Genomic DNA, 24,700 nt, shown 5'->3' with positions numbered 1-24,700 from the left:
CCTCCATTGAGACATGCACGTCGATCTGCGCCGCGAGGCCTCAGGCAAGCGGACCCGGACGCTCGTAAGGCTCAGGCGAGGGACATCGGGGGATGATACGGAAGAGGTGGACGAAAAGGACTGTCACCGAGCAGCACCGACGGCCGCGTCATGAAACGCTCGAGCGACCGGTACAGCGCGATCGTCGGCGGAACCGTGCAGCGACTTGGGATGAGCGAGAAGCCTTCGAGCAGCGAGGCTTTCACGAGATCACTCGGAACGTCGGGCTGCCACAGTGACAGCGGCGCGCCGAGCATCTGCATGAGGACGACGAAGCACAGCAGGACGTGGAAAAGAGTCGAGACCGGAGGAATCGAAGTCGAGCGCAGCGGAGCCATCACTCTCCTCACGTGCCCAAAGCGGCGACAGTGTAGAAAGGAGGGGCCGCGAAGTCAACAGCCGAAGACCGCCTGGTCGATGCGGCGCCGGGTGATCGACTACGGCGCGCCGGGTGGCCGTTTCATGAGCGCGATCAACTCCTCAAGCGCCTGCATCAGTTCGCGCATGGTCGGCGGCACTGCCCGGGCCTCCGGTGGCGCCTCCGGCATCGAGACGGAGGCGTCGAGCATGGCGGGGAGGCTCAAGCGCAGCTGCTCGATCAAGGGCAAACCGTTGGCCTTCGCCCTGCGTTCGATCTCCGCTTGGGCTTCCGCCGTGAGCTGTTGCCAGGCCTGGCTCAGCCTCGTGGATTCGGACAGGTGGGAAGTCGTGGACGCCATGGCCGGAACGGAGCGCATTATGCCAAATGAGGAGGACAAGGGGTAGAGGGGGAGACTCCCGAATCAGTGGAGTGCCACGGGTGAGCCGATCGCCGGTCCTCCGAAGAGGTGCCACGCATTGCCGCCGCGCAAGAAAATCTCCATCCACTGTACGTCGCCGCCGCGGCGTGTGGGCCAGCCGCTGCTGCCGGGTGCAAAGGCCAATTCTCCGTGGCGAACGGCAAACGCGCCGTCACTGACCGTCGCCTCATGCCGGCGATCGCCGATCCGCAGGCCGATGCGCTTCCCCGGCCGGACTTTCTTGGCGTCGTAGGCGATGGTGGTCTTGAGGTTGCCATAGCCGTCGATATAGGCGATCACCGACGAGGGCGGCTCCGGCACGGTGCGAGCGGCGATCTCGTCACCCAAGGCGGCGGGCAGTCCCAACGCGATCGCGGCGGCTGCCTGAGGAAAGACATCCCTCGAACGGAACTGGCTGCCTTCCGCCGGGGACGCCGCCCAGCGCAGCTTTTCGGCCTCGTCCTTGATGAAGGACATGGCATAGCCGGCATTCACGCCGATCACCCGCACGCCGGTCGGCAGCCGCGCGTAGGCCAACCGTTCTCCCGCGTTCCCTGCCCGGGCCGTCGGATCGTCCTCGCGCGGCGCCACGTTGTGGTAGATCAACGTGCCGGGCGGGGCGGCATGGAGGCCCAGCTGAGCGATGCAGAAACCAGCGGCCAACGTCGAAAAGGCGGGCACCGACACGGGCACAAGCTCGGCGTCCGGCAGGTGCAGCTTGATGCGCTGTGCCACTTCGGCGAACGCCAAGTCACCCGGTCCATAATCGGCGACGATGTGCACCAGCACGGCTCACCTCATACGTCCCTCAGCCGAACGCGGCAGTCACGGCGCTCAGGCCGCCGAGTCTCGTCGCACCGTCGAGGCGACATCGGCGCGTCGAAGCCGAGCCAGCAGGACATCAAGGAGCCGCTCCGCCTCACGCGGCTGTTCCATTCTGAGGTGGTGCCGCACCCGGACGAGCATTCGCAGGAGGGGCTCCGTCTCGGCTCCCAGACTCACACAATGCAACGCCAACACGCGCACGCGGTACAGCTTGGGCGCCAGGTGGTTCAAGGCCATAGGGGATTGTAGGATAGTCGGCGACCGCCGGGATAGCGGGGGAATTCCTAGTCAAAGGTAATGGTCGAGAGGAGAGAGCGGCGAGGAGCGGCGGACCAGTGGAAGGTCCGCCGCTCCCTGATTCGCTACCGCCAGCCTTTCATCTCTTGCCGAAGGAGCACGAGGCGGCCAAACAGTCGTGTCGCGTGCTTCTCCATGTAGGAGGCGGACACCAGAATGAGCAGCCCCAGGCCGGCAAGCAGTCCCCAGGGACTGTAGGCATAGAGCTGTGCGGCGAACCGCAGGTGATAGCCGAGGGACAGGATTGTGGCGGCGATCCCCGCCGTGAAAACGATACGCTCCTGATAGTGGAATCCCGCCACGACCATCGCAATGGAGAACGCCAGACAAAAGAATGACGTGAAGATCGTGGCCTGGGCGGCGAGTTGACCCATCACGGCGAGCACCGCAACAGAGGCTGCCGCGTTGCGATACAGCCGGGCTCCCCCGGACGCTCGAAACGAGAGGCCGGTCAATATCAGGCTGAGCGGGAGCCACGTCCAGAGAGGAGGAAGCGCACGAAACACGGTCGGGAGGTATTGGAACGTGATGACACACCAACCTGCGATGATTGGCGCGGTTGCGAAGACCTGCACCCGCACTCGCGCCGCGTCATCTTTTACCAACTTCGGCAGCATTTCGAAGCACACCAAGCCGGCCGAGATTGTGGTGACTCCTACAAAGAGCGGAGTCTGCGGATAGAAGGCCGACCGGGCGACCAGGATGCCGACCGGGACAAGCAACAGAAGGCGGCTGGCCATTCCTTCAGCAGTCCCTCCGGTGGTCGTCCCGGCCAGAAAGCGGGAATCGAACCACAGGACGAGCAGTGCCGCGCCGATGAAGATGCCCGCCAGGGGGAGACCCTGTCGAACAGGGATGAGGAGCGTGCTGCACGCGAACAGATACATCGCTGTGAGACGGAGCGCGTGCGGCCGGTTGAGTGCCGAAAATCCCAGATAGGCGACGGGGGCGAGCGCAAGGATCGCCGCGGCATTGACGGCCACGGTGGCCCAGTTGGTGACATCAAATAGCAGCGAATCGGGCAGGGTGCCCTGTTCGCCGGACACCAAGGAGTGGATCATGGCCCCGAGTTGGGAATACTGGGCTGCGATGCCGACAACGGCAAGCCCTAAGAGAGTTCGGGCGCCTTTGTCCTCCCGGACGCGCCAGCCCAGCACGATCCCCAAGCCGGCCAAGCCGAGCACATAGCTCAAAAAGAGGAAGTACCGGAGCTCTGAACCGAAGTCCTGCCAGCCTTCCAGCATGAAACTGGCGCTGGCGCCCAGGAGCAACAGGGATCCCATCCAGCGTAAGAGCTGTCCGAGTTTTTGGATATCCATCCAGCGTTCCATGATCTTCCTCCGTTTGGGTGTTACGCCGACGTTTTCGATTCCGCGAGCAGGGCTTGGAGCGTCGTCCGGAGCGCTTCCTGATCCTCTTTGTGCCGGTACGCCTGCTCGAAGCCGTCCGTGAGGAGGGCAGGTCCCGCCACGTACCCCTCGGCCTCGGTCACCCGCGTCTCCCAGCGATCAAAGATGCCGGTGATCTCGTCCAACGCGCTGGCTCCGTCGGATTGAATGGCTTTCATGGCTTCCGCACGAAATTGGCGCGTGGCGAGGGCGTGCTTTTTCCGCTGCAGTTCGTCCAGTTTGCCTTGAATGCCGCGAAGGTCCTCGACGAGCCGTGCTCGCAGCTCGCGCGCGTTGTTCAATTGCGCCTCGGTCGACGCTTCTTCGCTCGTGGCCCGCGCCATCCGCCGCACACATTCCAGCGCCCGCGCTTCATCCGCTGTCCCGGCTTGGACGGCGCGCTCCTTCCATTGCGTGATCTCTTTGCGCAGCTCGTTCAAGCGGGCGGCCAATTTGTCTTCGTCCTGTTGCAGCCTGGCGAGTCGGGCGCCGGCTTGCGCCGCAGCTGTTTTGACCTCGTGCATCGCTTCGGTCACCAAGGCCTCGTGGTTTTCGATCTGGTCGAGAAACGCGTTGAAGTTGGATTGGATCGTGGCATTGAGTCGCTTGAAGAGTCGCATGTGAGCCTCCTGGTGAAAGTGACTGTCTGGCGCCGAGTCTAGCTCGACCGAGACGAGCGTGGAGGCGCTGTCTCGTGACAGTGTCATGGCGCGAAGGCGTGCGACCGCCGAGCGCGCCAATCCCGCATGTGCTTTCTAGGGTTTGGCTAAGGTGATATCTTGTGACACTGTCATGAGTGCGAAGAAGCGCACCAAAAAGACGTATCTCGCCCGCCATCAAATCCTGTTTTATGCGGCGGCGATCGGGGCGCATGCCCGGTTTGGCAAGCAGGGATTCCGACAAAAAGACCTCCGGTTTCTGATTGAATTATTTTCCAATTGGCTGCAATCCACGTTGGACGGTCCGACGTTGAGCGTGGAAAACACCCAGATCGCCCGCTATCTCGCGACCATGATGAACGAAGGGCTGGCGAGACAGGTGGGAAGAGAGAAGCCGCCCCGCTATCAATTGACACGGGTCGGCCTTATGGAGCATCTGTCTCACTTGGTGCATCGTTCTCATTGGTGGCCCATCGAGGAATTCTTTTTTGTCCACTATTTTCTCGAGAGCTATCGCGATCGCATCGAAACGCTCATTGTGAACGCCGGGGTGCTGTATACGGATGCCATGAAGCTCGAGATTCGCCAGTGGCTCGATCTTCGGCGGTACGTCGAGCGCCAGGAGCGGTTGCTGGATCAGGAGATTGCGAAACTCGATCTCCGCATCGATGACTGCTCCAAAACCGCCGACATCGTGAGACACGGAAAGGTCAACGGGAGGGCGCCGGCCGAGATCCTCGAGGAGATCTATGAGAAGGTGCCCTATCAGTTAAACCACCAGAAACCCATGAGGGAGTTGTTCAGAGAGACTCCGGACGAAGATTGGATCTGGGAAATGGAAGTGGGCTCCGGGAAGCGTGCGGGGAGAATCTTCGGACCGTTGAAGCAGTTGCTGGTCCACCTGCGGCGCCAGGTCACCGAGCTGAATCGCGCCGCGACTCGACCGTGAGGTAGAGGGTATGCTTCTAAAAGGTGCTGCCGAAGGATTGGCGAGTTGCGAATGACGTGAAATCCAAGGAGCGAATAGCCATGCCACTCTCTCACGAGCACATGCGAGATGCCGCCAATCGGTATTTTGCCGCTTGGACGAGTCTCGATCCGTCTGCCTACGTCGCCGCGTTCGCTGCCGACGCCAGCGTGTATGACCCCTACGGCAGCACGCCTCATCAAGGGGCGGAAGCGTTGCGGAAATTCTTTACCGGTATAGCGAACGCGCTCCAAGAAGTGCGGATCGAGGCCGACACGATTCATACTGCGGGGAACCGGGCGGCGGTGGAGTTTCGGGGCAAAGCGATCGGGAAGAACGGAAAACCGGTCGAGGTTGTAGGTATCGACGTCTTCGAGTTTAACGAGGCCGGCCTGATTACAGCATTGTGGGCCTACTGGGACAGTGCGGCAGTTCTCGCTCAGCTTCGCCGGTAAGCGCCCGAACTTGGTTGATCTCTCCAATCCTTGAGCTCGACCCGCCCTCGTCGTTGCGACGGTAGAGGAATGAATTCCGGATCGCGCCGGGAATAGGGCCTGAGAGGAAGCGCCGGCGGTACAGCACGAAGCGAGGCCATCGAACCAGGCCAGGGAGACTGCTTGTGAATCTGGATGTCGCGATCCGCTTGTCGGTATTCGTCGGAGTGCTGGCGCTGATGAGCGCGTGGGAGCTGCTGTTCCCGCGACGGGCGTTGTCGAGGCCGAAAGTGGGCCGCTGGACCGCCAATCTTTCTATCGTGGTCTTGGATGCCCTCCTGATTCGCGCCCTGTTCGCCGCCGGAGCGGTGGGCGCCAGCCTGCTGGCGGCCGAGCGAGGCTGGGGCGTTCTCAATCAGCTCAGTGGACCGAGCTGGCTGGAGTTCCTCCTGGCAATCGTGGCGTTGGATGTTGTCCTGTATGGGCAACATGTGATGTTCCACGCCGTTCCTCTCTTCTGGCGCTTCCATATGATGCATCACGCCGATTTGGATTGTGACGTCACCACCGGCCTTCGATTCCACCCGGTAGAAGTCGTCCTCTCCATGGGGATTAAACTGGGCGCGGTCCTAGTGATTGGGCCGGCTCCGGCTGCCGTCCTCGCCTTCGAGGTGCTCTTGAATGCCACCTCCATGTTTAACCACAGTAACGTCTGGTTGCCGCCTGCTCTGGACAGAGCTCTTCGATGGTTTCTGGTCACGCCGGACATGCATCGCATTCACCATTCGATCCTTCCGAACGAGACCAATTCGAATTTCGGCTTTAATCTGCCCTGGTGGGATCGTCTGTTTGGCACGTATCGCCCTGAGCCCAAAGACGGACAAACGGGGATGGTCATGGGGTTGGAACAGTTTCGCGAGCCTCGACGGCTGACGCTCATGGGGTCCCTTCTGTTGCCCTTCCAGGGGACGTTAGGAAGATATCCCCTCATTCGAAAGAACAAGACGTCCTCAGAGCAGGCGAGGTGACGCAACGGCTCGGAGAAGAGCTACAACGCCCTCCGGCTCGCGATGAAGCTTCAGCAGGAGCATGCCGGAGCGGAAGTGCGGATCTTTCTGATGGCGGATGCCGTCACGGCCGCCCTTCCCAATCGGACGACACCAAACGGCTACTAACATCGAGCGCATGCTGAAGGCGGTGGTGAGCAAGAAAGGCGCGGTCCATGCCTGCGGCACGTGCGCCGAGGCGAGGGGTCTCCAAGAACTGAAACTAGTGGAGGGCGTCGAAGTCGGAACCGTGAGCGGGCTCGCGCAATCGGTGGTGGAGGCCGACAAAGTCCTGACGTTTTGAAGAGACTTCATCCCAAAACTCGAACACGGCCACCGCTTCTCGTTTGTACTCCGCTGAACACTTCCGTCGTGCTCGCATGACACCCCTCCTAGCCAATTATGGACCTTCAGTCAGGCGATCCGTCAAATCGTAGCAGATCCGTTCAGTCCGACGCTAAACAGTCATCTTTAGCCTGGGGCCTGAACCCGGCGAAAGTTCGCCTGTGCGCAAGGAGTTGTCTTCTTTAGGAGCCGCTTCTCCATCACGGGATAGAAGTTCGTTGAAGATTTCTTCTCGAACCGAGTCCGGCTTAGTCAGCAGTGTGTGCCTAAAGAACTTGCGGACCGCGGCCTGGTCGTGGGGATCGACGTTGCCATACCGTCTGGCGATGTCTGTGTACAGGTGCATGGGAGTAGACATAGAGGGATCGTACCGCTAGCTTTAAAGGGTCAGTTCGGCCTTAACGGAAGAGCAGTGGCGCGCCCGACAGGACTTGAACCTGTAACCCCCAGATCCGTAGTCTGGTGCTCTATCCATTGAGCTACGGGCGCAGTGAAGAATCGTGAGTTCTGAGGGCTTAGTGCTGAGTTGAAGAAGGGCTCCCAACTGGTCAGCGAGGACCTTCTGCCTCAGCAGGAGCTTCTCAGCACCGGCTGGATAGCAGCACGTTATACAGTTCTCGGGGAGAGGGGGTCAAGGGGAGGCCCCCGGACACCGGCGTGAGCGCCGGTTCCGAGGGCCCGCGTGGATCAGCTAGAAGATGCTCTTGCTCACTTCGTTCGAGAACACACTTTCGTGGCCCGCCGAATCGTAGGCCGTAATCACGAAGAAATACGTCGTGCCGGCTTGCAGACCCGTCACCACATAGCTCGTGGTCGTCTTGCTCAGGGTGGCGATCGGCGCGCCGTAGGCGCCGGATGCCGTGGCCCGGTAAATCTTGTAGCCCCCGAGATCCGATTCGCCGTTCGCATTCCACGACAAGGTCGCCGTTCCTCCCGCCGTTGCCGCGGACACGGTGAGTGTCACCGGGATGGTCCGCGGACTGTTGGAAGCGCCGGCGGCTGTGATCGTAATCGTGCCGTTGTAGGTCCCGACCGCCAGACCGCTCAGATTCACCGACGCGGTGAGCGTATCGGTCTCGGTGGTCGTCGTGCCGGATGTCGGTGTCACGCTCAACCAGGCGGCGTTGTCGCTGATGGACCAGGTGAGGGTGCCGCCGCCGGGATTGGTAATGATGAACGATTTGCCGGCCGGATTCGAGCCGCCGGCCGTAGCTGAAAACGTCAGGCTCGTGGGACTGAATCCGATGGACGGCGAGGTCGTGGGAGCGTTCACAGTCAGCGTGACGGGCACCGTTTTGGCGGCGGCGCCGGTCGCGCTGATCGTCACCGCGGCGTTATAGGTCCCCGCCGCAAGTCCGCTCAGGTTCACCGAGGCGCTGACGGTCCCGCTGTTCGTGCCGGACGTCGGACTGAGTGTCAGCCATGCGGCATTGTCGCTCGCCGTCCAGGTCAGCGTGCCCCCACCGGCGTTCGAGATGCCGATACTCTTTGCCGCCGGATTGGCCCCTCCCACCGTGCCGCTGAAGGACAGACTCGTCGGATTCAGGCCAATGGCGGGGGCGGCGGCCGCCGAGACCGTCAGCGTCACGGGCACCGTTTTGGCGGTAACCCCCGAACCGCTGATGGTGACCGCCGCATGGTACGTGCCGGCCGCCAGTCCGCTGAGATTGACTGACGCGGTCAGCGTGCCGCTGTTCGTGCCGGTTGCCGGAGTGACGGTCAGCCAGGCGGCGTTGTCGGTCGCCGTCCACGTGAGTGTCCCGCCTCCGGAATTGGAGACGTTGATGACCTGCGGCGCCGGATTGGCGCCGCCGACGGTGCCGCTGTAGGCCAAGCTCGCAGGACTGAGCCCGATCGACGGAGTCGTGCTTCCCTTTGTGACCGTCATCGTGACCGGCACGTGTTTGGTCACTCCTCCCCCGGTAATGGTGGCCACGCCGGTGAAGGTCCCGACGCCCCACAAGCTCGGTGAGGCGGTGTGCGAGATCGTCGCGCTGCCCCCGGGCGGCATGGTGACCGTATCGCCGGACGTGGCGATCAGCCAGCCGATGTTGTCGTGCCAGGTGACGGTCAGAGGGCTCGAGCCGGTATTGGTCACAACCACGCCGGCCACCTGGTTGGGCCCGTTCACCGTGCCCGTGTAGGACAAACTCGGAGGTGTGATGGTGAAGCCGCCGCTTGAGCCGGAGGTGACGGTTAGACTGACGGGAACCGCGGTCTTGCGTATGGTGCCGTCTGCGCCGGTGGTCGTGATGATGAGACTGGACGAGTAAGCTCCTGGAGCCAACCCTGCGGGGTTGACCATCACGTGCACTTGATCCCGTTCTGTCGTGAGCGATCCGGAGGATGGGCTGGCCGAGAGCCACGGTACGCGCGCGGTGGTCGTCCAGCTACGCGAGGCTTGGCTGTTTTTCCAGAATGTCAAGGTTTGCGACGACGGCGCGCCACCGCCCTGCGTGGCCGAAAAATTTAGTGACGAAGGGCTTAACTGGAGGGCCAGGGCGTTCATCGGCGCGACGAGGCCGCCTATGAGCGCAAGACCGAGCGCCAGCAAGAGGCTGCGCCGAGGAAGCGAGAGCGTCTTGTCAGTCGTCGGCGTGATCCGCGTGTGCGCCATGTCAAACTCCTTGGTGGTGTGATGGTCGACAAGCGCGCCGGTGGAGCAACCCCTGTGCCGATGGCGGCAACGAAACTCCCTACACACAAACCGGGCACATTCGTGTCAATCATCGCGGATTGTCGGCGGATGCCTGCATGGCCGCGCTCGTACACTCGTAGGCACGCGCCTGCAAAGACGTCTCTCGCAACGAGTAAGCGCGATGTAAGGCCGGTGTAAACGATGTGTGAAGTGATCGCCCGGCGCGCTCGGACGCGCAGGGCTGTGTGGGCGATCGGATCGGCGATTTTTTCTATCCGGCCGGAGACGGCTCCTGTAGAATCGAGCCGATTGTCAGCTTGGCCTTACGGAATATCGCGCTATGGAAGTCGGCATGCAGAATCTGAGAGCGGTCGAGAAGGCGGAATCACCGGCCATGCCGGATGCCAACCGTCGTCTGTGGGCGTCGGTCTGGCCGTGGATCGCGGGGACGGTGTTGGCGCTCTTGATCGGATCGTGGTTCGTCTGGCTGTCGGCGTTCCTCCAACGGAAATTCGCCGAAGAGGACATCCGGGCCGCCTGCCAACGCGCGATGCCGGAAACGTCCGACCGCTGCTTCGACACCGTCGTGATCCAACGGGGAGGCGTGAGGCGATGAGAAGGTGGGTTCTCTGCACGATGGTGGCACTGTGTACTGTGGGGGCGGTTCCGTGTCTCGCAGAAGAAATCGGTGAGGCGCAGCGTGAGAAGAAACCGCGGGTGGAACTATCGCTCCGTTCCTGGATGTTCACCAGCGGAGAAACGAAGTGGAGCCACGATGCATCAGGGCTGGATTCGAGGCTAGGGAATCCCACATCCAAACTGACGTATAAAGACAACGATACCCATATCGTAGAGCTGTCCGCCAAGGTCCACTTATCGCGTCGCTGGTTTGTGCGTGGCGACGTGGGTTTTTCCGTTGATTTCGATCGGGGTGTCTTGATCGATGACGACTATACGGCCGTCGGCGGACAACGGCTATGGTCGCGAACTCATAGCGACGTGACGGGGCACGGCACGTGGTATGTGAATCTCGATGCCGGTCGGCGGATAGTTGAGTATGCGGGCAATCGGGGATACCTAGATCTGTTCGGTGGGTTTCAATACTGGAGGACAAAGTACGAAGCGAGGAGCGTGCGGCAGATCGAATGCAGCTCATCCGGGTTCGGCGTCGCCTGTAATCCGGCTGGGACGACCTCAAATCAAGGACAGTTGGCCATTACCAATACAACGCACTGGATCACTCCGGTGCGTGTGGGCGTGGACACCGAATATTGGCTGACTCGGCGCCTCAGTGTGCAAGGAAAAGTGGCTGTGAGTCCGGTGAGCGTTGTCTATAACGAAGACACTCACCATTTGAGGCAAGTTGGTCAAGTGTCGGCGCAAGACGCACTCAAAGATCCTAGTTTCACAATGTGGGGAGTCGGTGTCAGTGCGAATGCGGAAGCAGGCCTGAAGATTATGTTCACGAGACATGTTGCGCTGACTGGCGGCTATCGGATCTGGTGGAATCGGACTTACGCCGGCGGATGGGAAAACCACCCGGTGAGTGGTTCTTCAGAAACCGCTCCCCTTACTGAATTTCAAACCTTCCGCCACGGGGCCACGGTTGGCCTCACAGCATTCTTCTAGCGTCTCGGCCGCCCGGAGGGCAGCGTCTCATCTTCGTATTCCGCGAAGAGCCGCCGGGCTTCGGGGTGGAGCTGGTTCGGATGGCCGTAGGGGATGCCGGCGGTTTTGAAGAGCGGGATGAGCTTGCCGTTCGGATGCAGATAGCCGGCGCGCAGCGGCACCGTGCGCTGGCTGTGCCGGACGAGTTGGCAGGCCGTGGGGCGGATGGAGGTCAGCCAGTCGGCGATGTCCTGCGGATTGCCGATGGAGGCGGAGAGGAGCAGCAGCTTGGCCTGGGACGGGCAGAAGATGATCGTCTCTTCCCAGACGACGCCGCGCTCGGGGTCCGCGATGTATTGCGATTCGTCCAGAATGACCAATCCCAGCGTATCCAGCCGCACGTCGATCTCACCGCTGGCGGCGTCGTAGAGCAGGTTCCGCAGAATCTCCGTCGTCATGATGAGCAAGGGCGCCTGGCCGTTGTCCTGCCGATCGCCGGTCAGGATGCCGACGCGCTCGGCGCCGAAGATGCGCGAGAACTCGGTGTACTTGGTGTTGGACAAGGCTTTCAGCGGCGACGTGTAGATGACCGTGCGATTGTCCTCCATCGCGCGGCGCGCGGCTTCCACCGCCACATAGGTTTTTCCGCTGCCTGTCGGCACGCTGACGACGACATCCGTTTCGTTCAAGGCTTCCAGCGCTTCGACTTGCCAAGGATCCGGCACGAACGGTTGCGCTTCCGGCACGCCCAGGCCCTCCAGCCACGCCGCGAGCGAGACCGCCGGTCCCGTCTCCGGCTCCGCCGGTCTCCCTGGCGGTCTGCGCGGCGGAGGTCCGCCGTGGCGGCGAGCCGGCTGTACGGCAGGGGCGGGCGGCTGGGCCCGCGACCGCCGGTCTTCGATCAGAGCCTGCAGATCGGACTCGAGCCCGGCGCGGTTCTGACTGGAATGTTGCAGCAGCAGCTCGATCAGTCGCCGCTTTCCGGCCCTGAAATGCCGGTGCACGCGCCCGCGCGCCAGCCGGTGCAGCACCGCGACCGGCTGCTGGGCGAGCAATTGTTCAAGTTCGTCGGTGGTCATAGAACTCCGGTGATCGGTGATGGGTGATGCGTGAACGGTATGGAGGTCTTATCTTTTGTTGACCGTGCCTTCTCATCACTCATCACGGTAACTCTTCGAGCACGCCTCGGCGGATGAGGGCGATGGCTTTCGCGGCCGATTCGGCCAGGCTCGGGTGCGTCGCTTTGAGGGTGTGGATCTGCGACAAGAACTCCAGCGTCCTGGCGAGCAGCCGGTAGATATCGCCCTCCGCCATGGTGGTCAGCCGACAGAGGCCGATCCAGGTCAGCGCCGGCTCGGCGATCCACCGCTCGGCCAAGGCCGCCACGTCGCCGCGCAGCAGCGGCGGATCTTCGTAGGGCGACAAGCTCTCCGCCAGTTTCCGCACCTGCCCCAGCAGCGAGCTGAGCCCCGTGCTGATGCGCGGAAAGGCGCCGGGCCGGTCGTCGTCGTGCGCGATGCTGGCCATCACGCCGGTCAAGACGGCCGGGTCCGCGCCGGAAAACGCCTCGGCGCGAATCAGCTCGGTGATCAAGAGGGAGTGGTCGATGCGGATCAGCCTGGCCCATTCGCCTTCCGCGGTCAGCTGGCCGTGCGGGGTCAAATAGCCGAACTGCTGGAGCACTTCCACCCGCTCCTGAAACCGATGCCACAAACTCGTCCTGAGCGCCTGAATGGATTTCATATGCCGCTGTTGCTCCTGCCGGAGCCGCGACGCCAGGGCGAAGTCCTTCTGGCAGGCGGGGCGGGACGGACAGGTCGGACAGGGAAAATCGCCGAGGGATTGCACGATGGCATCGGGCAGCGGTTCCGCGTCCTTCGATACCAGAATCGGCAGGACCGGCAGACGTCCCGGCAACTCCGTGAGCTGATGCGACAGTGCGTCGAACGACTCCGCCGTACACCAGGGATAGGTCGACGTTTCCTCGCAATCGAAGACACGGTCGAACACATCGGTCACGGTGGTCGCCGGACATTCCGTGACGGCGCCGTCCGGCCGCAACACAGTGACCATCGGATTTTTTTGCCCCTTGCTGCGATATTGACGCAGCACGATGCCCCGGCCGCGCGTGAGTCCCACCACCCGGCCCGGCGTCAGAAAATGGAACCGCGCCGAGACTTCCGGTGCCTCCTCGCGCCGGATTTGATGGCGCGGGGATTTTTGCCGGCGGGCCTGGTCGAAGGTCTGCCACTGCGTGATCCAATCCGTGCAGACGCGCGGTCCATACGGTTCGAGCTGCGCATGGATGTCATCCAGCTTGCGCTCCAGCAGCTCGGCCCGCTGGTTCAACTGGAATTGCGCGAAGCTCTTGGCCAGGATCGCTTGAATTTGTTCGTGGGGATGCGCTTTGAGCAGATTCAACACCATCGGGTAGGTGATGGTGAATTGGCTGTCGATGGCTTCGGGGTGCCCGGTCAGGCCTTTGGTCAGCACGCCCAAATCGATGTAGGGAGAGGGCGTGATGATGGCGAAGCCGACTTGATCTTTCCCGCGCCGGCCGGCCCGGCCGGCGATCTGCTGCACTTCGCCGATCGTGAGGTCGGTGAAGTCGCGCGATTTGCGGATGCTCGACTGCGTAATGACGACGGTGCGGGCGGGAAAATCCACCCCCGCGGCCAGCGTGGTGGTCGCGAAGACGGCGTCGAGGCAGCCTTGCCGCATGAGCTCTTCCACCGCGATCTTCCAGGACGGCAGGTGGCCGGCATGGTGCGCGGCGACGCCGATGCGTTTCACCGTGTCGATCAGCGGGTGTTCGGCGATGCTGGGGAATTGCGCGATGACGCGCTCCAGCGCGGCGGCGATCTGGTCCTGGCGGGCCGGCGGGAGCACGACGTCGGCGTGATCGAAGGAGTCCATCGCCTCGTCGCAGGCGCGGCGCGACGTCAAAAACACGATGGCGGGGGTCAGGTGCTTCTGACGGAGCGCGGCGACGAGGTCAACCGGATGAATCGACGGCGGCATGCAGTTTCATTCCCTTTGAAATCACGACGAGCCCGGACTCCGTGACCGTGAACCGTTGCGCGTCGGCATCCCGGTTGTAGCCGATTTCCGTATGGGGCGGGATGACGACGTCCTTGTCGATGATGGCCCGGCGGATGCGGGCGTGCTCGCCGATGACGACGTTTTCCATGAGAATCGATTCCCGCACGTCGGCATGGTCCTGCACCCGGACGTTGGGCGAGAGCACGGAGTTCTGGACCCGGCCTCCGGACACGATGCACCCGCCGCAGACGATGGAGTCCAGCGCGACGCCCATGCGGCCCCCCTGGTAGTCCTGCGCGAAGACGAACTTGGCCGGCGGATATTGGCCTTGATAGGTCCGGATCGGCCAGTTGCCGTCGTACAGATTGAATTGCGGGTCGACGGCCACGAGATCCATGTTGGCTTCCCAATAGGCGTCCAGCGTGCCGATGTCCCGCCAATACTGCACGGCTTTCTTGTTGGCGTCCTGAAATTTGAAGGCGTAGACGCGGCTGTCTTTGATCATGCGGGGAATGATGTTCTTGCCGAAGTCGTGGGCCGTGCCTTCGCGGGCGTCTTCGATCAGGTGCTCGCGGATCACCTTCGTCCGAAACAGATAGATGCCCATCGACACGAATGCGTGCGCCGGATCGCCGGGAATGCAATCCGGGACCGCGGGCTTTTCGGTGAACTGCGTAATCCGGTAGTCCTCGTCCACGCTCACGATCCCGAAGCGGTGGGCGTCCTGAATCGGGATATCGATGGCGCCGACCACGGCGTCGGCGCTCTTGGCGAGGAGCCAATGGTACATCTCGGCGTAATTCATCTTATAAATGTGGTCGCCGGCGAGAATCAGGAGAAACTCGGGCTGCTCGCCGTCGATGAGGAACATGTTTTGATAGACGGCGTCGGCCGTGCCGCGGTACCAATCTTCGCTGATACGCTGCTGCGGCGGGACGGAGGCGATGTATTCCCCCAGCTCGGCGTTCAGGATGTCCCAGCCCACCCGGATATGGCGGTCCAGCGAGTGCGACTTGTACTGAATCAGCACGGCGACCTTGCGGAGCCCCGAGTTCAGACAATTGCTGAGCGTGAAGTCGATGATCCGGTATTTGCCGCCGAAGGGCACGGCCGGTTTGGCGCGCTGATCGGTGAGGGGATACAGCCGCTCGCCTTTGCCGCCGGCCAGCACCATCGTAAAAATGCTCTTCATGGACGCGAATTTTAGCAGGAGCCGTACCAAATAGAAAGGAAGTGGAAACGTTGACTTCCCCGCCGACGCGGACGATACTAGCCGCCATGTCACCCACGAGAAAGGGAAGCAGCATGAAGCGAGATGTCATCGTCGCGGCGCTCCCGCGCCGCAACAGCAAGCCGGCCGCCCGGCCGGCGAATCGATCCGCCGCCTCGTTGGCCGACATGGTGTGGCGCCTGGAGCGGTTGGAAGGGCAGCTCCAAAAACTGTCGGAGCTCGTGCGCGAGCACGCCGAAGACGTCGACCGCCTCGTGCGCATCGTCGCGGAGGATCGCGACGTCATCCGCCGGCAATTGCTCCGGAAGCACCATGAGAAGGTCCGTGTCCGCAAGCATCTCCGGGAAGCCAACTCGAAAGTCGGCTTCGATAATTGACCGCGTCTCTCGGTGAGGAGACATCTCCCCCCGCACCGCCGCATCATTCGGATTTTTCGAAGCCGACCGGCGCCGATTCCGTGAGGATGTTTCCAAGTCCCGGTAAACCCAGTATAATGGCGCCGTTCGTGCACCGGCACTGCGTCGCACCTCACCGCAGACGAGAGGGATGTGAGCACGTTCCACCAGGGATCTGTAGTCGCGGCGCTCCTCCTCGTCCTTCTTCTCTGTGACGGACTTCCGAATCGTATTCCGTGCGCGTCGGCTGCGGGAGGGGAGACGCCGAGTAAACCTGCTCCCGCGCCGGCGGCTCAGGCGCTCCGATTGAGCTTGGACGAGGCGGTCGGGCTCTTTCTCCGGAACAACCTCGATCTCGTCATTACCAAGTACGGCATCGACTATGCCGCGGGCCAGCGGATCACCGCCGCCCTGTTCCCCAACCCGGTGCTCGCCGTCGGGACGATCAGCTCCTTCACACAGGGCCGCACCATCTCAAACAGCGGACAGCTCTTCACGCAGGTCCAGCAATTGTTCGAAACGGCCGGCAAACGCGGCTACCGCATCGAAAGCGCCGGATTCGGCGCGCAGTCGGCGGAAGCGGCGTTTGAGGACGCGATCCGCCAACTCGGCTTGACCGTCAAGGACGCCTACTATCGCATCCAGTTGGCGCAGCGGCGCCTGGTCCTGGCGGAGGAAAATCGCGACCGCTTTTCGCGGATTCTCGAAGTCAACACCATCCGATTCAAGAAAGGGTATATCGCCGAAATCGACCTGATCCGGATCCGCCTCCAGTTCATCGATTTCCAGTCGCAAGTCATTCAGTTCATCCAGGAAGCCGAGACGGCCCGCGCCGATCTGCGCCAGCTGCTGCGGCTCTCTCCCGCCGTGCACCTGGAGCTCACCACCGAGTTGGATTACAAGCGTGTGGATCCCGACATCGCCCGCTTGCGGACCGTGGCGCTCGACGCCCGTCCCGATGTACGGGTCAAGCGGCTGGTCTATTCGCAGCGGGAGGCCGACCTCAAACTGGCCAAGGCGTATCGGATTCCCGATGTGACCGTCGGAGCCGGGTATGCCATTCAGGGACCTCAAGGTCCCGACAACCCGCAGCAAGCCGCCCTCAACGTAGGCGTGCCGTTGCCATTGTTCAATCGCAATCAAGGCGGTATCATGCAGGCGGAGGTCGCGGTGCGCACCGCGGAGGCCGACCTGAACCGAACCTTGAACCAGGTAGAGAATCAGGTGGATATCGCCTATCGAAACCTGATTCAGAGCCGCCGGCTGGTGGAAGCGTTTCTCGGGGGCGTTTTGGACGACGCCCGCTCCACCTTGACGATCGTGGAGCGCGCCTATGAACGGGGCGGCGCCACGATTCTCGACCTGCTGGACGCCGCCCGCACCTCCCGGACGATACAACAGAATTTCATCGAGGCGCTGTTTAGTTACCAGCGGAATGTGATTCAATTGGAGAGCGCCGTCGGACAGGAGATTGCGTCGTGAGGCAGGCTGAGGTTCAGGTTGAGGGTGCGATGAAGGGCGCCGGCCGGCTCCTCGCCGCATTGGGCTTCGGCTCAATCGTGACCTTCGCCTCAACCTTCCTCGTTGTAGCCGCCTGCGGGCGCGGCGAGCAGCCGCCCCGCCTCGACGCCGCCACCCCGACGACGGCGAAGAAGGCTCCGGCGGAGCCCGACACCCACCCGCGCGTCGAAACCACCGTCGTCGATTTCAGCCCGTCCCACCAGGCGCTGACGCTGTCCGGAAAAGTGGCCTACGGCGAAGACCGGTACTCGCGGATCTCCTCCCCGGTCCAGGGGCGTGTCGTGGAAGTGCGGGTGCACTTGGGCGATCGCGTCAAAGCCGGGGACATTCTTCTGGTCGTCGACAGTCCCGATATCGCCCAGGCCTACTCCGAATACGTGAAGGAGGATTCCGAGCTGCAATATGCCACCAGGGCCCACGAGCTCGCCAAGGACCTCTACGAGAACAAGGCGATGCCGCTCAAAGATCTGAAGCAGGCGGAGAACGAGTTGGTCAAAGCCCGGGCCGAGTTCCGGCGGGCGAAAGAGCGCCTGCTGTCCCTGCGGGTCCCGCCGGAGGAGCTGAACAAGCCGCTCGACAAGCAAAAGATCACGTCGCGTTTTGAAATGAAAAGCCCGTTGACGGGCATCGTCGTCGAGCGCGCCGTCACGCCCGGCCAGTCGGTCGGCGGCGATTCGTCTCAAGTCCTCTTTACCGTGGCCGATCTGGACATGCTGCAAGTGCTGGCCGATCTCTACGAGCGGGATTTGGCCTTGGTGAAAGAAGGGCAGTTCGCGGTGGTGAACGTGGAGGCCTATCCGGGTATGGATTTCCCCGCCACGGTGGCGGCCATCGGCGACGTGGTGGATCCCGCCACGCGGACGATCAAAGTCCGGGCCTGGGTCAATAACGAGGCGCACAAGCTGAAGCCGGAAATGTTCGCCCGGCTGCATCTGGAAGTGGGCGACGCGGCGCAGTTCATCGCCGTGCCGCGGGAAGCGGTGCTCGAAGTCGACGGCAAGCAGTTCGTGTACGTCGTCGAGGATCAGGACCGGTACGTGAAACGCGAAGTCAAAGTCAGCAACATTTCGCCGGACCAGGTCCGGGTGGTGGAAGGGCTGACGCGCGGGCAGCGAATCGTGACGAAGGGCGCCGTGCTCATCAAGGGCCAAGAAGTGAAAGGAACGTAATTGGTCGCGCTCGTGGTTTCCCCGCACCGGTCGGACATCCGCACTCGATGATCGCGCGCATCGTCGAGTTTTCGCTGGTCCAACGGTTCTTCGTCCTCACGCTCGGCTTTGTCCTGCTGTTCGGCGGACTCTACGCCTTTCATCTCCTCGACATCGTCGCCTATCCCGATCCGTCCCCTCCGATGGTCGAATTGATCACCCAGTATCCCGGGTGGTCTGCGGAGGAAATCGAACGGCAGATCACCATCCCCATCGAGGTGGCGCTCAACGGCATGCCCGGCTTGACCGATATCCGCTCGCTGTCGATCTTCGGGCTCAGCGACATCAAGATTTACTTCAACTTCGATACGGATATTTTTCGGGACCGGCAGGAAGTCCTCAATCGCTTGCTGTCGGTCACGCTGCCGCCCGGGGCGCAGCCGACGTTGTCGCCCTGGTGGGCGATCGCCGAGATTTACCGCTACGAACTGACCGGCCCTCCCGACGCGAGCCTCACGGACTTGAAGACCATTCAGGACTGGCAGGTGCGGCGCGAGTTCAAACGCGTGCCGGGCGTGATCGACGTGACGACATTCGGCGGAACCACCAAAGAGTACCACGTCGACATCGATCCCGGAAAGCTGATCAGCTACGGAGTCAGCCTTTCCCAGGTCATGACCGCCCTGGCCAACAGCAACGCCAACGTGGGGGGCAACTACCTGACCGTGGGCGCGCAGAGCTACAACATCCGGGGTCTTGGACTGATCAACCGCCTGGAAGACATCGAAAACGTGATGGTGACGGAGAAGGAAGGGACGCCGATCTTCGTCAAGACGCTCGGCAAGGTGGCCGTGGGCCATCGCGTGCGGCTCGGCAAGGTCGGTATCGACGACCGCGACGACGTGGTGGAAGGGGTGGTGCTCCTGCAGCGCGGCTACAAGGCCTTGCCCGTGTTGGACCGGGTGCGCGCCAAGGTGGCCGATCTGAACGGATGGAAGCTGCCGTCCGGCGTCAAAATCAAGACGTTTTACGACCGCACGGCGCTGATCCACACGACGGTGGAAACCGTCACGGACATTCTCATCAGCGGGATGGTGCTGGTGTTCGTCATTCTCTTCGTGTTCCTCGGGCATTTGCGGGCGGCTCTCATCGTGGCCCTGACGATTCCCCTGTCGTTGCTCTTCACCTTTACGATGATGGTGTTGATCGGACAGTCGGCGAATCTGATTTCGCTCGGCGCGATCGACTTCGGCATCATCGTCGATGCGACGCTGATCATGGTGGAGAGCATTTTTTACCACCTGGCGCACGGCAAGACGCACGGCTTGACGATTCACCAGCAGATCGTGCGCGCCGCGCGGCAGGTCGGCCAGCCGATTTTCTATTCCACCGCCATCATCGTCGTGGCGTTCATTCCGCTGTTCACCATGACCGGCGTGCCGGGAAAGATCTTCGCGCCGATGTCGATCACCTACGGCTTCGCCTTGGTCGGCGCGCTGCTCATGGCCTTCACGCTCGCCCCGGTGCTCTGTTCGTTCCTCCTCCGCGGCCCGATCAGCGAGACCGATACGGTGGTCGTCCGCGTCATCCGGAGCCTGTACCGTGCGCTGGTGACGTGGGCGCTGAACCATCGCACCGCCGTGGTAGGGTTCGCCGCCGGCCTGTTGGTCCTGACGTTCCTTCTGCTGCAATTCGTGGGGGGCGAATTCATGCCGGCGTTGGAAGAAGGCAACCTGTGGGTGCGGGCCACGATGCCGGTCGACATCTCGTTCGACCAGGCCGACCGCCTCACCACCGACATCCGGCGCATCTTTCGCGAGTCGCCCGAAATCGACACGATCGTGTCGCAGTTGGGGCGTCCCGACGACGGCACGGATCCGACGAGCTTTTTCAACGCCGAGTTCCTGGCGAATCTGAAACCGCAGTCCGAATGGCGCACACACTTGTCCAAGGACGATTTGATCGAAGAGATCGAAACCCGCCTCAGGAGCATTCCCGGGGTGATTTTCAACTTCTCGCAGGTCATCCAGGACAACGTCGAGGAAGCCATGTCGGGCGTGAAGGGCGAGAACAGCATCAAGCTCTTCGGCACGGATCTCAAGACGATGGAGGCCAAAGCGGTCGAGATTGAAGGCGTCATGAAAGGCATCCGCGGCGTGAAGGATCTCGGCATCTTCCGGCTGGTCGGGCAGCCCAATTTGCTGATCCAGGTGGACCGGGAAGCCAGCGCCCGCTACGGTCTTCAGGTGGCCGACGTCAACGCGGTCGTGCAGGCGGCCGTCGGCGGCCAGGCGGTGACGCAGGTCTACGAGGGCGAGCGGTTGTTCGATCTCGTGGTGCGGTTCCTCCCCGAGTACCGGCAGGATGTCGAATCGATCGGCAACATCCTGGTCAGTACGCCGGAAGGCGCGCGAATTCCGCTGAAGCAGCTCGCCACCATCACGACGCAAACCGGCGCGTTCATCATCTATCGGGAAAACAACGAACGCTACATCCCCATCAAATTCAGCGTGCGCGACCGGGATCTGCAAAGCACCGTCGAGGAGGCGCAGGCCAAACTCGGCGCCCAGGTGACCTTGCCGGAACGCTATCGCATGGAGTGGGCCGGGCAGTATGATCAACTCAAGGACGAGCAGCAGCGGTTGGCGAAGGTGGTGCCGGTGAGCCTGGTCATCATCCTCTTCCTGCTGTATACGACGTTCGATTCGCTCAAGAACGCGCTGCTGGTGCTGGTGACGGTGCCCTTCGCCCTGGTGGGCGGTGTGCTGTCCCTGGCGGCCACCCAGACGCACTTCAGTATCTCGGCGGCGGTGGGCGTGATCTCCACGCTCGGCGTGGCAATCCTCGGCGGCGTGCTGCTCATTTCGCGCATCGAAGAGTTCCGCCGGACGGGTTTGGACCTTCGCGAAGCGGTCTTGCGCGGCGCCGACGTGCAGATGCGGCCGATTCTCATGGCGACGTTGGCCGCGGCCATCGGGCTGCTGCCGGCGGCGTTGGCCACCGGCATCGGGTCGCAGGCCCAGAAGCCGCTGGCCCGCGTGGTCGTCGGCGGGATGTTGACCGCGGCCTTCTTGATTCTGGTGGTCTTGCCGGTGTTGTATGAGATCGTGCACCGCCATGACGTGGATGAAGAACGGGAGGAATGAGAAGTTGATTGCAGAAAAGGAGTTGAAGGATACGCGATGAGACACCACATCACACGAAGCATGTTTGTGTTGGCGATCGCTCTGATCGGCGGGACCTCGACGCTCTGGGCAGGGCCTCCGGGGGGCTCGCGCGCCGTTCCGGTCCAGATGCCGTACGACGCGCCTCCCAAGAATCAGGACGTCCCCGACGTCTCGATTCCGCCGAACACGGCGCCGCTCAGCGAGGAAGAGCTCAAGCGGGCCGAGGCGTTGCTGCCGCTGCTCGAAGGCAAGCAGGAGTTCTGGGCCATGGGCGAATTTGTCCATCTCGGCGAGTCGTCGGTCCCCGTACTCGTGAAGGCCCTCACGATGCCGAGCCCCCGTATTCGGTACAATGCGATCGAAACCCTCTCCATGATGCGGGGCGTCTCCGCCGTGCCGGCCTTGCTCGTCACGGCCAAAGAGCCGAACGAGTTGCCCCGCGTGCGCGAGCATGCGCTGCGCGTCGCCATCCGGCTGGATCCGGCCAAGACTCCGGAAGCCATCGAGGTGATGGCGAGGGACCAGAATCCCTCGGTGCGCAAGTCGGCGGCCTTCGAGGCGCGGTACGTCCGCAACAAGGCGGTGATTCCGATCTTGATCCCCATGATCTCGGACGACGAGCGGTTCGTGGCCATGTCGGCGCTGCATTCGCTCTGGATTCTCACCAGGCACGAGACGGAGTTCCATGACTGGGACACGTCCACCAAGCAGGATCGCCAGGCGTGGTCGAGCGAATGGGTGGAGTGGTGGGAAGCGAACAAGGAGACGTTCGAAGTGCCGGAACCGAAGCGTTCGGGGCGGGCGTCCTGAGGCCGGTTGCGGGCCCGTAGAGCCCTGTGTTAGGTGTATACGCACGAAAGCATCAGCGTGGCACGTCATGGCCGTTCTCAAAATCGCCAAGCTCGGTAATCCGATCCTGCGCAAGATCGCCGCGCCGGTGGATCCGCGCGACATCAAGTCGGCGGAGATCCAACGGCTGATCGACGAGATGTTCGAGACCATGTACGACGAGCCGGGCATCGGACTGGCGGCTCCGCAAGTGAGCCGTTCGATCCAACTCGTCGTGATGGGATGCGAAGGGGAGGGGGGATTTCCTGAAACCGTGCTGATCAATCCCTCGATTCTCTACTATGGTCCTCACCAGGTGGAGAACTGGGAAGGCTGCTTGAGTGTGGATGGCTTGAGGGGAAAGGTCACCAGGCCGTCCGTCGTGCGGGTGAAGGGACTGGACCGCGACGGCAAGACCGTCGATATCGAGGCGGACGGGCTCTACGCCGTCTGCATCCAGCACGAAATGGACCATCTCATCGGCAAAGTCTTCCTGGACCGCATGACCGATTTGTCGACGCTGACGCAGCTCCATGAGTTTGCCCAATACTGGCAGAAGGAACAGAAGGAGCCGGCGACGATCATCTAGCCCGGGCGCTCCCTCGCATCATCTGTGAAACCCCTCCTGCGCGTGCTCCAATACCTGCGGCCCCATCGAGGCCTCGCCACGGCCACGTTGCTGTGCGCCGCCTGCGCCACGGCGATGGAGCTCGTTCCGCCGTGGGTGATCAAGATCATCATCGACGACGTCATTCAGGCCGGGCAGCTCTGGTTGCTGCCCTGGGTGGCGGGCGGGTTGGTGGCGGCCTATGGGTTGAAGTACGTCTTCGCCTCGCTGCGGATTCGATTCAACAACCGGCTGGAGCAGACCGTGGTCCACGATCTGCGCAGCCACCTGTTTGCCGCCTTGCAGCGGCTGTCGATCACCTATTTTGAAAACCGCTCGACCGGCGAGATCATGTCGCGGGTCACGAACGACACCGAACATGTGGAGCGCATCTTCATCGACGGCCTGGAGGGCGCGCTGACCGCCTCGCTCACGCTCACCGGCATCACGATCATGCTCTTCTCCCTGAACTGGCGGTTGGCCGCGCTCGCCCTGCTGCCGATTCCTCTGTTGATGCTGTCCGCCGGCTGGTTCACGCGGACCGTCCACGGCTACTACCAGGTGATCAGGAGGAAATCGGCGGAGCTGAGCGGCTATCTGCAAGACGCCCTGTCGGGTATCCGGGAGACGATGGGATTCGGACGGCAGGCGGCCGAGCAGAAACGCTTTGACCGGTTGAGCCGCGAGTACAGCGAGTCGAACTTGAGAGCGATGTACCTCTGGTCGCTCTACTCGCCGGGGATGATGTTCCTGGGCAGCCTGGGGACGGTGTTGATCCTGTGGTACGGCGCCGGCGAAGTGGCGAACGGACGGCTCACGCTGGGCGAACTGGTGCTGTTCCTCTCCTATCTGGGCTTGTTTTATGTGCCGATCAACCAAATCCATTCCGTGAACCACATGTTGCAGCACGCGCTGGCGGCGAGCGAGCGGGTGTTCGAGGTGTTGGATGCGGTCCCGGAAGTCGCAGACCGGCCCGGCGCCGTCGCCCCCATCCAAAAAGTACAAGGCGCGGTCGTGTTCGACTCCGTGCAATTCCACTATCGGCCCGATGTGCCGGTGATCAAAGGCTTCACGATTGCGGTGACACCGGGGGAACGCGTCGCCCTCGTCGGCCCGAGCGGAGCCGGCAAAAGCACACTGCTCAAATTACTGATGCGGTTTTACGACGTCACCGAAGGGGCGATTCTGATCGATGGGACGGATATTCGGGACGTTCCGCTGGCCTATCTCCGGAAGCAGATCGGCTATGTTCAGCAGGAGCCGTTTTTATTCAACGGCACTGTTCGCGATAATCTTCTCTACGGTGACGGTACGGCCACTCAGGCCCGCATCGAGGCAGCCGCGCGGGCGGCGCGCGCGCACGAGTTCATCGCCGCCCTGCCGGAAGGCTACGATACCTGGATCGGCGAGCGGGGCGTGAAGCTTTCCGTCGGCCAAAAGCAGCGCGTCTCCATCGCCCGCGTGCTGTTGAAGGACCCGCCGATCGTCGTGTTCGATGAAGCGACCTCGAACATCGACACGGAGACGGAGGTGCAGATCAGAGAAGCGTTGCACGAGCTGACCAAGGGCCGCACCACCTTCATCATCGCTCACCGCTTATCGACCCTTCAGGATGTCGATCGCATCCTTGTGTTGGATGGCGGACGATTGGTGGAGGAGGGGCGGCATGAGGAGTTGTTGGCCCTCGGCGGGGTGTACGCGGGGCTGTACGACGCGCAGTTTCAGCTGTAGCCGGA

The 24,700-nt window shown here is 62.4% G+C and carries 23 protein-coding genes and 1 tRNA gene; 13 read left to right on the top strand and 11 right to left on the bottom strand.

The annotated features are described in order from the left end of the window. Window positions 1-71: 71 nt before the first annotated feature. The 6 genes from NITMOv2_RS11220 to NITMOv2_RS11195 form a co-directional block, all read right to left on the bottom strand. Window positions 72-377, bottom strand: coding sequence for a hypothetical protein (locus tag NITMOv2_RS11220; RefSeq protein ID WP_053379947.1), 306 nt, complete (start codon window positions 375-377; stop codon window positions 72-74). Window positions 378-476: 99 nt separating this feature from the next. Then, window positions 477-758, bottom strand: coding sequence for a hypothetical protein (locus tag NITMOv2_RS11215; RefSeq protein WP_053379946.1), 282 nt, complete (start codon window positions 756-758; stop codon window positions 477-479). 63 nt (window positions 759-821) lie between these two features. Continuing rightward, complete coding sequence (locus tag NITMOv2_RS11210) at window positions 822-1,607, bottom strand: SAM hydrolase/SAM-dependent halogenase family protein (protein WP_053379945.1); 786 nt, start codon at window positions 1,605-1,607, stop codon at window positions 822-824. A gap of 45 nt (window positions 1,608-1,652) precedes the next feature. After that, entirely contained in the window at window positions 1,653-1,880 is a 228-nt protein-coding gene (locus NITMOv2_RS11205) for a hypothetical protein (protein WP_053379944.1), read from the bottom strand. 125 nt (window positions 1,881-2,005) lie between these two features. Further along, the gene (locus NITMOv2_RS11200) at window positions 2,006-3,271 is read right to left on the bottom strand and encodes a hypothetical protein (RefSeq protein WP_053379943.1); all 1,266 of its coding nucleotides are present in this window, start codon (window positions 3,269-3,271) and stop codon (window positions 2,006-2,008) included. A 20-nt stretch (window positions 3,272-3,291) separates the two neighbouring features. Continuing rightward, window positions 3,292-3,948: a PspA/IM30 family protein gene (locus NITMOv2_RS11195; protein ID WP_053379942.1), complete on the bottom strand. Its 657-nt coding sequence runs from the start codon at window positions 3,946-3,948 to the stop codon at window positions 3,292-3,294. Window positions 3,949-4,120: 172 nt separating this feature from the next. Here NITMOv2_RS11195 and NITMOv2_RS11190 point away from each other — a divergent pair, with 172 nt between their 5' ends. From NITMOv2_RS11190 to NITMOv2_RS24235, 4 genes are all read left to right on the top strand, one after another. Further along, on the top strand, window positions 4,121-4,936 hold the full coding sequence (locus NITMOv2_RS11190) for a hypothetical protein (protein ID WP_053379941.1): 816 nt from the start codon (window positions 4,121-4,123) through the stop codon (window positions 4,934-4,936). Window positions 4,937-5,016: 80 nt separating this feature from the next. Beyond that, window positions 5,017-5,409, top strand: a complete 393-nt coding sequence (locus NITMOv2_RS11185; RefSeq protein WP_053379940.1) for a nuclear transport factor 2 family protein — start codon at window positions 5,017-5,019, stop codon at window positions 5,407-5,409. A 164-nt stretch (window positions 5,410-5,573) separates the two neighbouring features. After that, the gene (locus NITMOv2_RS11180; RefSeq protein ID WP_202967357.1) at window positions 5,574-6,416 is read left to right on the top strand and encodes a sterol desaturase family protein; all 843 of its coding nucleotides are present in this window, start codon (window positions 5,574-5,576) and stop codon (window positions 6,414-6,416) included. A gap of 157 nt (window positions 6,417-6,573) precedes the next feature. Beyond that, the gene (locus tag NITMOv2_RS24235; protein WP_202967356.1) at window positions 6,574-6,738 is read left to right on the top strand and encodes a DsrE family protein; all 165 of its coding nucleotides are present in this window, start codon (window positions 6,574-6,576) and stop codon (window positions 6,736-6,738) included. A 454-nt stretch (window positions 6,739-7,192) separates the two neighbouring features. Here NITMOv2_RS24235 and NITMOv2_RS11170 read toward each other — a convergent pair. Continuing rightward, a tRNA-Arg gene (locus NITMOv2_RS11170) sits at window positions 7,193-7,268 on the bottom strand. 202 nt (window positions 7,269-7,470) lie between these two features. Next, the gene (locus NITMOv2_RS11165) at window positions 7,471-9,396 is read right to left on the bottom strand and encodes a beta strand repeat-containing protein (RefSeq protein ID WP_053379938.1); all 1,926 of its coding nucleotides are present in this window, start codon (window positions 9,394-9,396) and stop codon (window positions 7,471-7,473) included. 373 nt (window positions 9,397-9,769) lie between these two features. On the opposite strand from NITMOv2_RS11165, the gene NITMOv2_RS11160 reads away from it, so the two are divergent. Then, window positions 9,770-10,033 carry a hypothetical protein gene (locus NITMOv2_RS11160; protein WP_145976283.1) on the top strand — a complete coding sequence of 88 codons (264 nt, stop codon included), beginning with the start codon at window positions 9,770-9,772 and terminating at the stop codon, window positions 10,031-10,033. 20 nt (window positions 10,034-10,053) lie between these two features. Further along, window positions 10,054-11,046: a hypothetical protein gene (locus NITMOv2_RS11155; protein ID WP_145976282.1), complete on the top strand. Its 993-nt coding sequence runs from the start codon at window positions 10,054-10,056 to the stop codon at window positions 11,044-11,046. Here NITMOv2_RS11155 and NITMOv2_RS11150 read toward each other — a convergent pair. From NITMOv2_RS11150 to glgC, 3 genes are all read right to left on the bottom strand, one after another. Next, the gene (locus NITMOv2_RS11150; RefSeq protein ID WP_053379935.1) at window positions 11,043-12,104 is read right to left on the bottom strand and encodes a DEAD/DEAH box helicase; all 1,062 of its coding nucleotides are present in this window, start codon (window positions 12,102-12,104) and stop codon (window positions 11,043-11,045) included. The genes NITMOv2_RS11155 and NITMOv2_RS11150 overlap by 4 nt on opposite strands. A gap of 82 nt (window positions 12,105-12,186) precedes the next feature. After that, window positions 12,187-14,046 (bottom strand): helicase-related protein, encoded by a 1,860-nt coding sequence (locus tag NITMOv2_RS11145; RefSeq protein ID WP_053379934.1) that lies wholly within the window; start codon window positions 14,044-14,046, stop codon window positions 12,187-12,189. Further along, window positions 14,021-15,259: a glucose-1-phosphate adenylyltransferase gene (gene glgC, locus NITMOv2_RS11140; protein WP_053379933.1), complete on the bottom strand. Its 1,239-nt coding sequence runs from the start codon at window positions 15,257-15,259 to the stop codon at window positions 14,021-14,023. Before glgC ends, NITMOv2_RS11145 begins: the two co-directional genes overlap by 26 nt. A gap of 113 nt (window positions 15,260-15,372) precedes the next feature. Here glgC and NITMOv2_RS11135 point away from each other — a divergent pair, with 113 nt between their 5' ends. The 7 genes from NITMOv2_RS11135 (at window position 15,373) to NITMOv2_RS11105 (ending at window position 24,695) form a co-directional block, all read left to right on the top strand. Beyond that, complete coding sequence (locus tag NITMOv2_RS11135; RefSeq protein WP_053379932.1) at window positions 15,373-15,675, top strand: hypothetical protein; 303 nt, start codon at window positions 15,373-15,375, stop codon at window positions 15,673-15,675. Window positions 15,676-15,846: 171 nt separating this feature from the next. Beyond that, complete coding sequence (locus tag NITMOv2_RS11130; protein ID WP_083447944.1) at window positions 15,847-17,175, top strand: TolC family protein; 1,329 nt, start codon at window positions 15,847-15,849, stop codon at window positions 17,173-17,175. Next, window positions 17,172-18,383, top strand: coding sequence for an efflux RND transporter periplasmic adaptor subunit (locus NITMOv2_RS11125; RefSeq protein ID WP_238590515.1), 1,212 nt, complete (start codon window positions 17,172-17,174; stop codon window positions 18,381-18,383). The genes NITMOv2_RS11130 and NITMOv2_RS11125 overlap by 4 nt, the downstream gene beginning before the upstream one ends. A gap of 47 nt (window positions 18,384-18,430) precedes the next feature. Next, on the top strand, window positions 18,431-21,508 hold the full coding sequence (locus tag NITMOv2_RS11120; protein WP_053379929.1) for an efflux RND transporter permease subunit: 3,078 nt from the start codon (window positions 18,431-18,433) through the stop codon (window positions 21,506-21,508). A 36-nt stretch (window positions 21,509-21,544) separates the two neighbouring features. Beyond that, window positions 21,545-22,339, top strand: coding sequence for a HEAT repeat domain-containing protein (locus tag NITMOv2_RS11115; RefSeq protein WP_053379928.1), 795 nt, complete (start codon window positions 21,545-21,547; stop codon window positions 22,337-22,339). A 67-nt stretch (window positions 22,340-22,406) separates the two neighbouring features. Beyond that, window positions 22,407-22,946, top strand: a complete 540-nt coding sequence (gene def, locus NITMOv2_RS11110; RefSeq protein ID WP_053379927.1) for a peptide deformylase — start codon at window positions 22,407-22,409, stop codon at window positions 22,944-22,946. 24 nt (window positions 22,947-22,970) lie between these two features. Beyond that, window positions 22,971-24,695, top strand: a complete 1,725-nt coding sequence (locus NITMOv2_RS11105) for an ABC transporter ATP-binding protein (RefSeq protein ID WP_053379926.1) — start codon at window positions 22,971-22,973, stop codon at window positions 24,693-24,695. Window positions 24,696-24,700: the final 5 nt, after the last annotated feature.

The sequence above is a fragment of the Nitrospira moscoviensis genome, assembly GCF_001273775.1.
GTDB lineage: Bacteria > Nitrospirota > Nitrospiria > Nitrospirales > Nitrospiraceae > Nitrospira_D > Nitrospira_D moscoviensis.
The sequence above is the reverse complement of the archived record's forward strand: the minus strand, read 5'-3'. Positions and strand labels throughout refer to the sequence as shown.